This is a genomic window from Iningainema tapete BLCC-T55 (assembly GCF_014698965.1).
Taxonomy (GTDB): domain Bacteria; phylum Cyanobacteriota; class Cyanobacteriia; order Cyanobacteriales; family Nostocaceae; genus Iningainema; species Iningainema tapete.
Genome location: NZ_JACXAE010000098.1, coordinates 339,365 through 353,067 on the forward strand (window position 1 = coordinate 339,365; position 13,703 = coordinate 353,067).

Consider the following 13,703-nt stretch of genomic DNA (forward strand, 5'->3'; position numbering starts at 1 on the left):
ATATGAGTAATATACTGAATTACATTGAAGAGAAACCTCAAGAAACACAGCGATTAATTGGTCTGGGATATCAAGAGCTACAAATACTCATGGAAAATGCGGAAAAATTACATGATGAAAAACAATCTGTAATCGAATCGAAAAAGACTAGAATTATTACAGGTGGAGGAGGTAGAAAACCAAAACTTTCGGTGAGAGAACAAATAATTTTAACTTTGGTTTATCTCCGACACATGACAACTTTTCAACTTCTTGGTATCCAATTTGGAGTCAGTGAGTCTACAGCAAATGATACGTTTAATTATTGGTTTCCATTATTAAGAGAATTGCTTCCGTCAAGTTTACTTGAACAAGTTAAAAAAAAAGCTAGTGACTATGAAGTAGTCAAAGAAATACTAACAGAATATCAACTAATCGTAGATAGCTACGAACAAGTTAGGGAAAGACCTGTAGATAATGATGAGCAGAAAAAATACTACTCGGGAAAATATTGTGATCACACCTTTAAAAGTCAGATAATTATTTTACCAGATGGGAGAGATATTGTTGATGTTGTGGCTGGTGAACCAGGTCCTAAAAGTGATATAACATTATTTAGAGAAAATCGAGATAGCTTTGAACCATTGCAAAGATTTAAAGGAGATTTAGGATATAAAGGGGAGGATTTAATTGAAACTCCAATTAAGAAACCAAAAAAGGGAGAGTTAACAACTGAACAAAAAGAAGAAAATAGAAAGTTTTCAGCTAAACGGGTATTTGTTGAACACAGAATCCGTTCAGTAAAAATATTTAGAGTTGTTCAAGATAGATTTAGGTTAAGTTCCAAAAAATATGAACAAGTAATTTTGACCATTTGTGGGTTAGTAAGATTACGAATTGGAGCACTAATTTTACCAACAGAAAAACATCGTATTTTATTGACATAAAATTAACGCACATAACTATACTTTTTTGTCTCATTAGCAACAAGAAATATCTCTAACCCTTATTATACCGTCTAAGCTAGCTAATTTGCCTCGCTTGTATTTGTAGACCAGAAACTAGTCACAAAGCAGTTTTTGAAGTTTTCGGAGATGTCTACTAATTAACCCATCAATATTAGAGACTGCTCCACCCGTAACTCGACTAATGATGTTTTGAATATCCGCACCATTATTAAAAAATGCAGTGCCACCAGTCGTCAGGGAAAACTCTCGAAAGCTATGGAATAAATTACCACCTGCTTGCGTTCCTCCAGTAATAACGCTGGTGTTACCTTCCAATTTAACGCTGGAATTATTCGGTAAAGTACCATCGGGAATGATTTGAGCGACAGCGGATGCTATTGACGCAAATACACTACCTATTGCACACAAGCTCACTATCCTCAGTCTCAAGCAGCAGCCCCAGCCCGAACCTTTAGTATTTCCTTTGCCAGACATTGCCCATCCTCAGAGTAGTCGCTTTGACTCGACAAATACTTGTTCATAAACTTCTCAGCTCTGGTGCGCAAAATTCTGCATTGATTAACAAAACTTTACCATTAGACCAGTTAGAAAGACACTCTCACAGTGCTAGTCACCCGCAAAACTGATTCTTGCTGAAAGGTTTGTTTATATCTTGATACTATCTCCTCAATTTGGGACTTTTTGGTAGGGCTGTTTTCATAAATTAGAACGATTAGTTTAGTCTTTTCCCTAGTCAGTGTGCCTGAACCGTTGAGGTATTGCCCATAGGCATCCATTACAGTTAATCCGTCTTGAAAGCGGGGTGTAATCACACCTCTCAAAAATAACTGCCACTCATCCTCAGATATCATGTTTCCACTGGGCTTAGATAAGCCAAAGTACAACTCATCTTTAGTAAGAATTTTTTCCCTTGAGGCTTGAATGGGCTTTTGGGTAAGTTGCGAAGCTAGTTGCGATCGCGTTTCCCTTTGTTGTGGTGATTGGGCAATCATCAATGTATTTACACAGACAGGTGTAAAAAGTAATCCTGTAATAGCTAATACATTTAAGCTTTTTTGTACAATTTTTCTTGCCATAATATAAACAATTTTGTTAATTTTACTGAAATGTTAATGACTTTGACATCTCTACTTATTAATCAAAACTTACTAAATCAATTCCGCAATTTTTGATAAATTACTGACTTTTCCTGACTAGAGAAAGTCGAAAATAGTAGACATTCTGCAAGAAACTTTTTCAGTTAGACTCTTATTGGAGATGTTTAAGCTTCTCTATAAACTTATTAGTTGTGAGTGAAATTAACTTAAGCACTTAAAGTGAAATTGGCTAGAAACCTACCTATAGCGATCCTGATTTGTAAACACAAGTCTTTCTTTTCTTGGCATTCTTGGCGTCTTGGCGGTTCATAACTCAATTAGGATTGCTATATAATATTTAATAAGTCATGGCTTTAGGCTAAAATAATATACCTATGTCTCAGCAGCTTCTAGATACAGAGGAAATTGCGATCCCCGACATTAGCCAACTGGAAATCGAGGATGACAAACCAGTGGACAACTTCCAAAGTGAAAAGCAACAAAGGCTGCTGGTAGAACCACTGTATAGCAACCGAGTACTAGCAACTCCTTTCATTGCAGCAGCAAATGTAGGGATATTCTACTCCCGAAAGCAGGAGCCTGTTGTACCAGATGCCTTTGTCAGCTTGAATGTACAAATGCCTGCAGATTGGAGTCAAAAGCAAAATCGCAGTTACTTTGTCTGGGAGTTTGGCAAAGCACCAGAAGTAGCGATTGAAATCGTTTCCAATCGCAAAGGCAAAGAATTGGGCGCGAAGAAAGATGATTATACCCGTGTCGGTATAGCATATTATGCAGTATTTGACCCACTGCAACAAATCCAGGAAGCAGAGCAAATGAACGGTGAACTGTTGCGAGTATATGTACTCACAGCAGGAAAGTATGTAGAAATGACGGAACCTTTCTGGTTAGAAACAGTAGGGTTAGGTTTAACATTATGGCAGGGTACGTTTGAAGAGCAGCCAGGGATTTGGTTGCGGTGGTGCGATAAACAAGGTGAAGTGATTCTTACTGGAGCAGAGTCAAGTCAGAGCGAACGACTTCGAGCCGAAAGCGAACGACTTCGAGCCGAAAGCGAACGACTTCGAGCTGAGAGCGAACGACTTCGAGCTACTCGACTGGCAGAAAGGTTAAGAGAGATGGGCGTTGATCCGAATACAATTTGAGTTCGTGGCATTGCCACCTACCCAATAAACTCCCATTGTAAATTATACCAAATCCGCACCTTAAACCTGTCAATTCTGTAGAGACGTTACATGTAACGTCTCTACATTGTGTGTCGAGGTAATTTTGGCACTTTGGTCTGTGCAGATTTGCCGATAGGTGATACTTAGATATATAAAGCTAGAACAGTAATTTAAAATAAAGCGTCTCCAAATAGGAAACGCATTTAGGGTGAGATGATATGAAAAGTGATATAACAGTAGAAAAATTACGCCGCTATAAAGAGTATGGGGAATCAATTATCCAAAGCTTGGAGTCGGTAGCACAAAACCCTCCACCGCAAGAAAGCTGGATTCCCAGTAGCATCAATGAAAGCATCCAGCGCCTTGCCCAGTCTGCCCAAAGAACAGTAGAACTTGCATCCTCGCCAGTTAAAATCGGCATTATGGGGGAATTCAGTAGTGGCAAAACCTTGCTTTTAGGTAGTCTCATCGGCTATGCTGATGCACTACCAGTCAGTGAAACCCCCACCACAGGTAACGTTACTGCCATCCACCTCCAACAACAAGACTTGCACACAACAAAAGTCAGCAAGTTTAGAGTTGAATATCTTTCCCACGCCGGGGTGAAAGATTGCTTGCACTTTATGCTCGAAGAAACCCAACAACGAGCAAAAGTAGCAGAAATACCCGACGCACAACTTGCTACACTCAAAAGCCTGTACCCAACTAATGTAGTTGATAGTAATGGTATCTTAAAATGGTGCGAACAAGTATGGAACCAAACTCAAAGCTTAGAATTACGCTCTTTGCTACGAGAAATGGTAGTATTTCTTCGTACCTACAGTGTATACAAAGAACACATTTGCGGAAAAAGCTACGAAATTGATCGCATTACCGCTCACAAAGGCTTAAGATTAGCTGAGCCGCCCATGAATATTTTAGAGCTTAACTTCGATCGCCTACCAGCTGCACCCAAACGTTGGGAATCATCGCAACCGGAAGCTCAAGATTTACAAAATAGCTTCTCGCTGATTCGCCGCATAGACATCACCGTCGAAGTCGCAAAGGAAATCTGGGATTTATCTGGTTTACAAGGAACAAACGAATTCATTCTTTTAGACTTTCCCGGATTAGGTGCTGCTGATTCCGGTGTCAGGGATGCTTTTTTATCTTTGCGGGAACTTAGAGATGTACAAACTATCTTACTGCTACTCAATGGTAGATATCCAGGTGGCGTCACAGCATCGAAAATCCGTAGTATGCTAGAACGAGATAAAGGACAAGACCTCAAAGATCGTATCATTGTAGGTGTAGGACGCTTCAATCAACTTCCCCTATCGCGTAGTGACGATCGCACTATTGACGAACTTTTAGATGAACCTCTACTTTCCGAAGAAACTTTACTCGAACAGTTGAGCATCCTCCAACTTACCATAGCCAGCGCCAGCAACTTGACAACAGAAAAAAAGAATATTGTCTTGTTGTCACAACTCTACGGATTAACTAAACTAGCAGAACTGTCTTCACTTATACAAGTTTGCTCACCAGAGTTTTTACCAGAATTAGACAAACCGAACAAACCAGAAGAGTTAGAACAGAGACTTAAATGGCAACAATTGAGTGAAATGCTGCCCACATCTAGTATACTCAGCAAACAATTGAGTGACTATGCTTCTGATGGTGGAATTGGCAGACTGCGCTCCTTACTCAAAGAGCATGTAGCTGTGCATGGGATGAAACAACTTTTAGAAGACACGCAAAAAGCTGCTGCTTCTGTGCGCAAAGAGCAGAGTAACCTGAAAAATCTCCTCTTAGAAATCCCCGCCTACATACCTGTAGTAGAAAGCCCTGCTTTTGTGACATTGCGCGAAGCAATTGAAAACCTAGTCACTACCTATCGGCAATTTCAAGAAGATTTAGAGCAACAACCCATCTTGACTAACCGTAACGGTGTAGCTGTCAGCGATTTCGTCAAAGATGAACTAACTGATAAAATCTTCTTTGATTGGAGCGAGTGGACTTTACTCTTAGACAGAACTAAAAATGGTACGATCGCCTTAACAAAAAGTGAAAGCTTTTTTGAAGACGATGAAGTAGAAGACTTCATCCCCAGTAAAAGTGACGATTTTTATCCAGCATTTGTCCAAACTATCAACGAAATGCAAGTTTTTGCCCATGCACGCACAACAGAAGCCGTCACCGACTTGTTTAGCAAATTGTCTCACAACGTAGAACTAGAACGCAACAAACTCAACGCCATATTGTCACCAGATAAAGAAAAATACATTGAGAATAAATTTGGTAGAAGTCAACTCCGCTTATTCCGGACTCTGTTACGTGCTGTCGATCCTGCTAATCGATGGCAGAAACTAATTATACAACACAGTGGGTTATCAGGTAGTGTCTCAACTCTTGCCGTTGAGACTATATTTCCATTAGCACGTAAAGATGACAAACATTCCAACGGTCAAATTTTTGACTGGAGTCCTGAGAAAAGATTTCCTGTTACCCCTAGAGCTTTCAATCACCAAATTGCGGTATTACGATTGCGGGATGAAATAACTGCTACTACAGGGTTACATCTCGTTCAGTATGTGAGTCAATTAACAAACCAGGTAAAATCTTCTTTTTCCCTAGCTTTGAAGGAGATAGTAGATAATCTGCAAGAACTTTTAAAGTCGAAGCACGAACCTTTACTTCGGGATATTGCTTCCGCTCAAGAGGATACCGCTGCTCCTACTCCACCTTGGTTAGAAACTCTTTCCCAAATTCCGACGATTTCCTATCCAGACAATTAGGGATTAAAGAAAATTTAGTAGTTCGTAGTGAGGACTTTAGTCCTCTCATAAGAGTGAAATAAGGACTAAAGTCCTTACTACAAACAATACTTTAAGGATTAAATAAAATGTCGGTAAAAATTGAACTTCTAAATCGTTACCAACTGCGGATTAAAGATAATGACTTGTTACTTCTACCAGTCATTGAAATTAAACCTACGGAAACTAATTTACCTCATATTTCCCGTATTGATATTTCTGTAACCGGAAAACCGGAAGATTTGGCTGCTCAGATACAATCTGTTTATAAAAGTGTTAACTTTTTACTTACCAACAAACTACTGAGACTCTCTTCCCCGCAGCGATTCAAGCAAAATGATTGTCGGTGGTATCAATCTTTACCAGCAAGTGTGAACTGTGTTTTGCAAGTCAAAGTGGAGTATTTTGACTCCGACGAAATCGGTAATCCCATCTTATTTGTTCCCAAACACTCTACAGCTGAGTGCGTTATTTGGACTTATCCAGTAGGAGATACACAAATTCAAATGCCCGTTGAAGATACAATAACACCAATATCTCAAATCGAACTACCATTGGAGGAGAAGCCAGAAATTTCCTACCCAGGCTGGTTTTCGATTGATTTTGGCACATCTAATTCTACAGTCACACTTTATGACCCAAAGGTTATTGTAACTCCAGATAGTTTACCAGGTGAGCAAGAAGAACGGTTGCGCGATCGCCTAGCTGCATGGTTAAATCAACGTCCTATAGTAGACATACCCGGAATTAGTCGTCAAGCTTGGGATTTAGAATGGCAAAAGTTTCTCACTGAACTTAAGTTAGTCAATCAGTCTCAGCCTGGGGAAATATTTCGCAGTTTCGATAGTACAGAATTACTAGAAGCGATTCGACAAATAGAAATTATCTTGAGCAAACGCTATTCGTGGTTTCGTCGCGCTGCCAGTATTCGCCTCAATCAAATCTACCACGAAGTTTTTCGCGTACCACCGCTGGAGTGGCAAAGTTTGATATCTGTAGAACTTGACAAGGATCGTCGATTGAGTGAAATTAAGAGTGAATTGGAAGTCGTTAGTCTAGAACCTTCTTTAACGGAAGACAACCCAGCAAAAGTTAAAGTAATATTGGGAGAACAAGCTAGACAACACAGACTAGAAGCGATCGTACGTGGGGAAGAGATTGAAGGCAAGTTTCTCCACTCGCCCAAACGCTACTTTGGGCAAGAACGTTCTTTCCAAGTTACACTTGATGGCAAACAAGATACTATACAAGTTAATAGTTTACTCCAAGCTGCCTACGCTCAACTGATTGAGTTAACCGAGAAGTACCGCCAACGTTACCCAGGTAAGTGTTCTGAAGGTAAATTCTACCGCGCTGTGGTGACTTACCCAACGATCGCTTCACCATTTGTGCGGCGTGAAATTGAAACCAGAGTGAAAAATCTGGGCATCGAAGATGTGCAAATGGCTTATGACGAAGCTATTTCAGTAGCTATCTTCTTTCTCTGGCGCGAATTTGGTGGCGATTTGAATGTGGGGATTGAGTCTTTCAAAACCCGTTGTCGTTACGATGGGGACAAATGGTGGCAAAATGTTTTAGTTTTAGATATTGGTGGGGGAACTACAGATTTAGCGCTGATTCGTTTGACATTAGAAGAAATTAATCCTTTTGAACCTGGTGAAGACAGAGGTGATGGTGGGCGCTATTATCAACTTACTCCTAAATTGTTAGGTTCTTCCGGTCATTTACAACTAGGCGGTGAGTTAATAACTCTGCGACTTTTTCTGCTATTAAAAGCTGCTATTGCTGATTGTTTGCTGAGCGCAGTTACCTCTCAACTTTTGGCAAAAGATGTGTTGAAAGTGCAAGCCGAAGAGTTGAGCGATCGCTTTTTGGAAAATGGCAAATTCCAACCTGGTAAACTCTTAGCTTGTGTAGACAAAGAAATTCGCGAAGGTGATGCTTACAAAGATGCTTTAAATGCAGCCGAAAAAGTCCTACCTACCCGTTGGAAAAATTCCTCTTTGCGGGCGCAAACCTTCTACACTCTTTGGGAACAAGCTGAAAATGCTAAGATTATATTAGGTCAAAAGCGCTGCAAAGATTCTCCCGAACCAACTTTTGTTGTTGACGGGCAAAAAATTGCCGAACTACTGCAACAACAAGACATTTACTTACCTAATGAAGTAATTGATAGCTTGAGTGTAACATTAACAGTACACCAATTTGAAAAAGCTGTATCTCCCGTCATCAAAGAAGCAATTGGCATTGCGCAAGGGTTAGTAGAAAATGCTTTAAGAACCAAGTCTAGTAATCCGAATACACAAAACAATGAACAAGTAGATTGGTTAATTTTATCAGGAAAAACTTGTAATTTTGAATTAGTTGAACGCGAACTTTATCGCGTGTTTAGCAAATCTGACTATTTTGTTTGGAATAAAGATCGAGTAACCTTTGAACCAGAATATACAAAGTTAGCAACTTCTGCTGGAGCCTGCTATGCGGAAAAGCTCAGACAACTCGGTTTTGCTGCTAAAGAATCCAAGCAATTACTACAAAAAGGAGCCAACCAACTTTATATTGATGTCAAAAACTTGTTTTATTTTCTGCCATGCTCTTTTAAAAGAGAGGTAATTGGTGGAAGTTTAGATCCAATTTTTCACGCTGGACAAGAATTGTATCAACTCCAAGCAAGTGATGCGATCGCCAAGTTTCGTAGTGATTGGCAGGGAATGCAATTAACCAATAATATTATACGCCAAGACTTTGAAAATATCAAACCACAGCTTTGGGGTAGTTATAACGGTGATGCATTGATGAAGAAATTGTCGATGAATGAGGAAGATTTTAAAAATCACATCAAAGTCCAGTTTGAGATTAATCAAAAGCTGGATATCGACTTGCTACTTTGCCGAGGTAATCCCCATTACTTAATTTCTGTCAATCTACCTTGCTTGGATGCGGCAAGAGCGATCGGAACTTCAACAGTGATTTCTGATAATGGTATAGTATGTGATATTGCTGTCAATGTTGCCGAATCTGCCAACGCTCTGAAAACAGATGCTCATACTGTAGTATTTGATGCTAATAAAGACTATAGTAAAGACTTGCGAGTTTTTCGCTATGATGATGTAATAATACCACAAGAAATGGGTTTAATTACAGAATTACCTCCATTCCCAGTAAGTGGCAAGCACACTTTCTACTTTCAATTCCACAATCCCAAATCCAATAAATGGGAACTGATTGGACAATTACCCCAACCATTCGTTAAAAGCGAGTATCCTTGCCGATATTACGTTTCTCTCAGCGAAAAAGGTATCCTGCGAGTACATGCGTTTGAAGTACCATATTGGACATCAACAAATCTAGAATGTCTTCAGCAGGAGGGGTGCGTTTTCCGAGACACTCTCCAAGCCCAACCTAATGATGTTAAAGCAGAACGCGATCCCTTTTCTGGCGAACATTAACTAAAATGCACCACCTCAGCAAGTTATTAGAAATTGACAACTCAAATTTAGCCTGGGTATTACGGTTAGGTTTGCATGGGCTGCGAACTCAATTACAGCAAGCACTTCTTACAGCTACTACCGATCCTGGTAGAAGTGCTTGTCAGGAATTGCTGAGGGAATTGGATGCTATTTTAGAACCATCATCTGTATTGGAACCGAGTGAAGATTCTTTGTGGGAGGATGTATTAGAGCCAGCAGCAGAGGAATTAAATCTGCTTCAGGTTGGTGAAGCAATGCTGAGCGATCGCGAACTGTTCAATTATATCGGTCAGTACCAATTTATTAGTACTAATGATACCGATTTGTGGCACGAGATGCAACGTCTGCTGCTGCGCTTACCTGAAAAGATGGCTCACGATTGGCAAGAGCGGATTTCGTGTCAGGTGAGTAAGTTAGGTGTTGTGGAAGATAAGCAAACCTACGTTTCACTACCCTTCGCTCGTGATGAATCTGTTTACTTTGGTTTGACAGGAAAGGTTCAAGCTACTGGGTTGCGTTTATCAGAGCAAGTTGTCAATCCACTGATGGTGGAAACACGGGGGGGAGAACTTGATTTTTTAGCTGGAGTTGTCGCTACTTGTCTCAAGTTTATTGAGTTAGACTCGTGTTTACACCATGCTCTTAAGAGTATAGACCGATTTGGTGTCAGGTCTTTAATGGAGTCAGAAAAGTCTAAGTATGTTACAGCGCTGATGGAGCGGTTTCATCGCGTACAAGCAACTACTGTTGATGCCGATCCTGTAGTGGCTTTGCGTGCCAGACTGGATTTGGATGAGGCGATTCATTCTCTAGTATACTTGCCCCCGTGCGATCGCTATTCTTGGTGGGGCAAGTTGCAACTTGAAGCACGGCGCACTCTTGACACTGCGGTAGAAAAAGCGCGTCATGCTGGATACCAAATACAGATTCGCCCATTATGGGGAACCTATGCTGATATTTTTACTTGGTCAAAAGACGATTTGCAACTAGATATCGGTGGAGTACCTTCTGAAGTATCTGCGTGCCTGCGTGTTTATGCCAAGATTAATGATGAGGTACTTCCTGGGCGTGTAATTTTCCGCTCATCTTAATATAATATTGTACAGTGCGAACGCAAATCTTCACGCACACCATTATCTGATGTGCGCTCCACCCATAACAGATTAATTCTTCGTTGGATCAACTCGACCAATTCCAAGGAGCAATAACGTTGTCCTTACATCCTCCCAGATGGAACCACAGTAGTAATATTTGCGTTCTAGTAAATCCGCTAAATAGTACCCAGGCTTCCCACCATTAATACGAAAAAGCTCGATCGCAACCTTTTTCTTGGTTGTGCCAAACATAAACTCAATATCCCCATATGTTGGTAGATTGAGCGGATTAAAAAATACTTTGCCTTTGAGGAAGTGCCAGTAAGATTTTTCTGTTGTAATGTGGCGCTGAACAATTCGGTACTCAACAGGGTAGACTATCTTGGACATATCTTTCCCTCCATTCGTTACACTGTCAACTTATCACCTCCTGATAAGAGTATAATTTTTTCCACTAAGAGAAAGATTCAAGGTTGAAAGCGGAAGTGTTGGAACGATCGCACTTGCGCAATGGTTTCAAAGTCGCGATCATTGTGAATTAATAGTAAGTTATTCTCCAAAGCAGATTGCGCGATACAGCAATCAATCGGAGTGCGAACCGTGAGTCCTTGACGGCGTAAATCATAGTAGATACGAGCAGCCGCTTGCCAGGAATGATGACTCAGTTCAACATAATCTTGTGTTTCAAGGTAAGTGGAGAGGAGAGTCCACTCTTTTTCATTCAGGCTACCTTGCAGCAGTTCAAGCTGAGTAAAGCGGGAGAGTAGAACCTCTCGATCAGCTATCAGAGTTTTTAGCTGCTTACCTATCTGACCACTGCGATGCCTGACGGCAAGCCGCTCCGCGTCTACGCGGAACACGCCGCTCCAAACAGACGTATCAATCAGCAGCATAACGAGTTTCGCGCAGAGCTTTGTGATCAAAGTCCTCAGTAAATCGAATCTGCCCCACGAGGTCAAGGAGGTTTTTCTTACGGCGTGAGCGTACAAGTTCTTGCAGAGCCAGATTTATCAATTCTTCCTGAGTAGTAAGGTTGGTAAGTTGAAAGGCTTCGTTGAGAAGGGACTCTTCAAGGTTTAGGGTGATTTGCATTTCTGTGTTTATTAGACAATTAACTGAGAAAGATGTATCCTGGGAGCATTATAACTTAAGGGTTAAGGCAGCACTGAATAGTGTTCTTAACTTCGTGCAAATAGATCGCATTCAATATAGGAGTACGCAGTTTAACCTCTACTGTTCACCATCGCTTGAGAGTTTTCCAAATATTTTTGGTACGCTTCTTTGTCTCCCCCAAATGAATCAAGGGAAACCATAACTTCGTTGTCAAAAGGGATTTCAAGCTCAACGGCGGCACCGATCATTAGTGCTGTCTGTTTGTACTTGTCTACACTAATTCCAGCTAAACTATAAGCAAGGATGAATCCGATCCATTTGGCGAAGTGGTCAAAGTCGTCTTCCATACTTTTTCCACAGGTAGGAAAAACCTCAGTACCACCATTTAGATCAGTGTATTGTAATTGGGCACAATATATATCTAGTGCTTCTTCCGTTGTTCCACGGAAACTGACTGGAAGATGCTTCATTGAATTGGAATTTAAAAGTAGAGAATTAAGTTTCTCTCGATGGATAAGAGCAAGATACCAGAGAAACATTTCCGAAGGCGTCTGACCTTTAGCCAGCGCTTTATCCTTCCACCAAGCTTGCCAATCTTTACAGGCTGTAAGGTGTTTTGCCCACGGATTAGGAACTTCTTTCTTAGCTGCTGACTCAATCATACGATTTGCCGATGCATTATCTGCATATATTCCTGCTAGACGTACAAGATACACAGATTTTGATTCACTATAGTAAGAAAGCCTTTCCCTGTGACATTACGTAGACTCCACTGTGCGGCATTAAGTGATGCAACACGCGATCGCACAACCTTGAGATAGGAACAGGCACTTGTTTTGGTGAAGCCTATCAAGAACTGAATCACGCAGTTGTTTATCAAATTTTAACTTTAATTTTACATTCGGATTGCCAAATGATTACAAAACCTTCATTTTCACTGCTTATTTTTACTAATTAAGAGTGTGATAAAATTGACTTTCTTACTTACGTAAACATCAGCTATTGCTGCATTAATTATATGTCAAAACAAATTAATCTCAAATTTTTGGTTCACTCAATTGCCGTAACTGCCCTAACGGCTAATTTCGTTTTCGAGTTAGCTGCTGAGAAAGTAAATGCTCAGATAGTAAATCCCCAGACAGTACGAACTGTTCAAGTTCCGGCATCTGCAGGCTGTATAAATTCTGGAATCAGGGTTAATCCAGGTAATACTGTAACATTTTCCGCAACTGGTCAGGCTTTCTATGGCTTTGAGGGAGGCTCTGTGAATGACTACCCAGCCACTACTCCAGATGGTGATAGATTTGTAAGTGGAACTGATATTGGCAAAAAGATTGATCTTAATGTTCTTTACCCAGGACCAGTCGGTGCGCTTGTTGGTAAAATAGGTTTAAACGGAAATTACTTCTTTATTGGTTCTGGTGGTCAACTGTCTACCATACCAAGAACAGAAAACTTGTTTCTTTGTTTCAATGATGTCACTGGCTCATTTGGTGATAACTTTGGTAGTTACACAGTTACCGTTCAAGTACAGTAGGTAGTTGAACAGTATCAAGTCAAATTGCTAAACGCAATCAATTTGCCGAGCTTGACTTAATTGCTCAAACCCGCTCTAAGCAAGAGATACAAGCCCCATTTCTCCCCTCAGAGGGGAGAAATGGGGCTCGAGGGTGATGAGTTTTTTTCGTCTTGGGTGTTTATTGGGGTTGTTGTAAAATCAGTCCATTGCTCTCGCAAATGAGTCATCTGAGCTTTAAAAGCAACAAACCGATAACCTAGCTCTTGATATCGAGTACGTAACTTTTGTGAATTAGCTCTAAGTTCTATTGATTGAGCAACAACTTTATTAACAAGATTTATTTTCACAGGATCTGTTTTAATATTATATCTTTCTATCTTTGTAAATTCTTCTGGTTTAACTAATGTGCCATAGATAAAAGTGAGGTAACTTTTCACTCCCCCCCCATTAGCAAGATGACTTGTGAGTTAGTAAAAGAATAAAAATGATTCGAGTGTGAGCG

General features: G+C 40.4%; 12 protein-coding genes and 1 pseudogene. 6 read left to right on the forward strand and 7 right to left on the reverse strand.

Going from position 1 to position 13,703, the window contains the following annotated elements:
• The first annotated feature begins 2 nt into the window (after positions 1-2).
• Positions 3-926, forward strand: a complete 924-nt coding sequence (locus ICL16_RS33560; protein WP_190835931.1) for a transposase family protein — start codon at positions 3-5, stop codon at positions 924-926.
• 156 nt (positions 927-1,082) lie between these two features.
• On the opposite strand, the pseudogene ICL16_RS33565 reads toward ICL16_RS33560, so the two are convergent.
• Both ICL16_RS33565 and ICL16_RS33570 read right to left on the reverse strand, forming a co-directional pair.
• Positions 1,083-1,361, reverse strand: a pseudogene (locus ICL16_RS33565) (two-partner secretion domain-containing protein); the annotation flags it as partial.
• 170 nt (positions 1,362-1,531) lie between these two features.
• A complete protein-coding gene (locus ICL16_RS33570) occupies positions 1,532-2,023 on the reverse strand; it encodes a DUF3574 domain-containing protein (protein WP_190835896.1) in 492 nt (163 codons plus the stop codon).
• A 395-nt stretch (positions 2,024-2,418) separates the two neighbouring features.
• On the opposite strand from ICL16_RS33570, the gene ICL16_RS33575 reads away from it, so the two are divergent.
• From ICL16_RS33575 to ICL16_RS33590, 4 genes are all read left to right on the forward strand, one after another.
• Positions 2,419-3,189, forward strand: a complete 771-nt coding sequence (locus ICL16_RS33575) for a Uma2 family endonuclease (protein WP_190835897.1) — start codon at positions 2,419-2,421, stop codon at positions 3,187-3,189.
• A gap of 239 nt (positions 3,190-3,428) precedes the next feature.
• Entirely contained in the window at positions 3,429-5,987 is a 2,559-nt protein-coding gene (locus ICL16_RS33580) for a P-loop NTPase family protein (RefSeq protein WP_190835898.1), read from the forward strand.
• Positions 5,988-6,094: 107 nt separating this feature from the next.
• Positions 6,095-9,454 carry an acetate and sugar kinases/Hsc70/actin family protein gene (locus ICL16_RS33585; RefSeq protein ID WP_190835899.1) on the forward strand — a complete coding sequence of 1,120 codons (3,360 nt, stop codon included), beginning with the start codon at positions 6,095-6,097 and terminating at the stop codon, positions 9,452-9,454.
• Positions 9,455-9,459: 5 nt separating this feature from the next.
• Positions 9,460-10,566: a hypothetical protein gene (locus tag ICL16_RS33590; protein ID WP_190835900.1), complete on the forward strand. Its 1,107-nt coding sequence runs from the start codon at positions 9,460-9,462 to the stop codon at positions 10,564-10,566.
• Positions 10,567-10,638: 72 nt separating this feature from the next.
• Here ICL16_RS33590 and ICL16_RS33595 read toward each other — a convergent pair whose 3' ends face one another.
• The 4 genes from ICL16_RS33595 to ICL16_RS33610 form a co-directional block, all read right to left on the reverse strand.
• Positions 10,639-10,959 carry a hypothetical protein gene (locus tag ICL16_RS33595; RefSeq protein WP_190835901.1) on the reverse strand — a complete coding sequence of 107 codons (321 nt, stop codon included), beginning with the start codon at positions 10,957-10,959 and terminating at the stop codon, positions 10,639-10,641.
• A 77-nt stretch (positions 10,960-11,036) separates the two neighbouring features.
• The gene (gene vapC / locus ICL16_RS33600) at positions 11,037-11,462 is read right to left on the reverse strand and encodes a type II toxin-antitoxin system VapC family toxin (RefSeq protein ID WP_190835902.1); all 426 of its coding nucleotides are present in this window, start codon (positions 11,460-11,462) and stop codon (positions 11,037-11,039) included.
• On the reverse strand, positions 11,449-11,661 hold the full coding sequence (locus ICL16_RS33605; RefSeq protein WP_190835903.1) for a type II toxin-antitoxin system VapB family antitoxin: 213 nt from the start codon (positions 11,659-11,661) through the stop codon (positions 11,449-11,451). Before ICL16_RS33605 ends, vapC begins: the two co-directional genes overlap by 14 nt.
• A 131-nt stretch (positions 11,662-11,792) precedes the next feature.
• Positions 11,793-12,398 carry a hypothetical protein gene (locus ICL16_RS33610; RefSeq protein ID WP_190835904.1) on the reverse strand — a complete coding sequence of 202 codons (606 nt, stop codon included), beginning with the start codon at positions 12,396-12,398 and terminating at the stop codon, positions 11,793-11,795.
• A gap of 302 nt (positions 12,399-12,700) precedes the next feature.
• Here ICL16_RS33610 and ICL16_RS33615 point away from each other — a divergent pair, with 302 nt between their 5' ends.
• Positions 12,701-13,219, forward strand: coding sequence for a LecA/PA-IL family lectin (locus ICL16_RS33615; protein WP_190835905.1), 519 nt, complete (start codon positions 12,701-12,703; stop codon positions 13,217-13,219).
• Between the two features lie 107 nt (positions 13,220-13,326).
• Here the strand turns inward: ICL16_RS33615 and ICL16_RS33620 are convergent, their stop codons facing one another.
• Positions 13,327-13,638, reverse strand: coding sequence for a hypothetical protein (locus tag ICL16_RS33620; RefSeq protein WP_190835906.1), 312 nt, complete (start codon positions 13,636-13,638; stop codon positions 13,327-13,329).
• Positions 13,639-13,703: the final 65 nt, after the last annotated feature.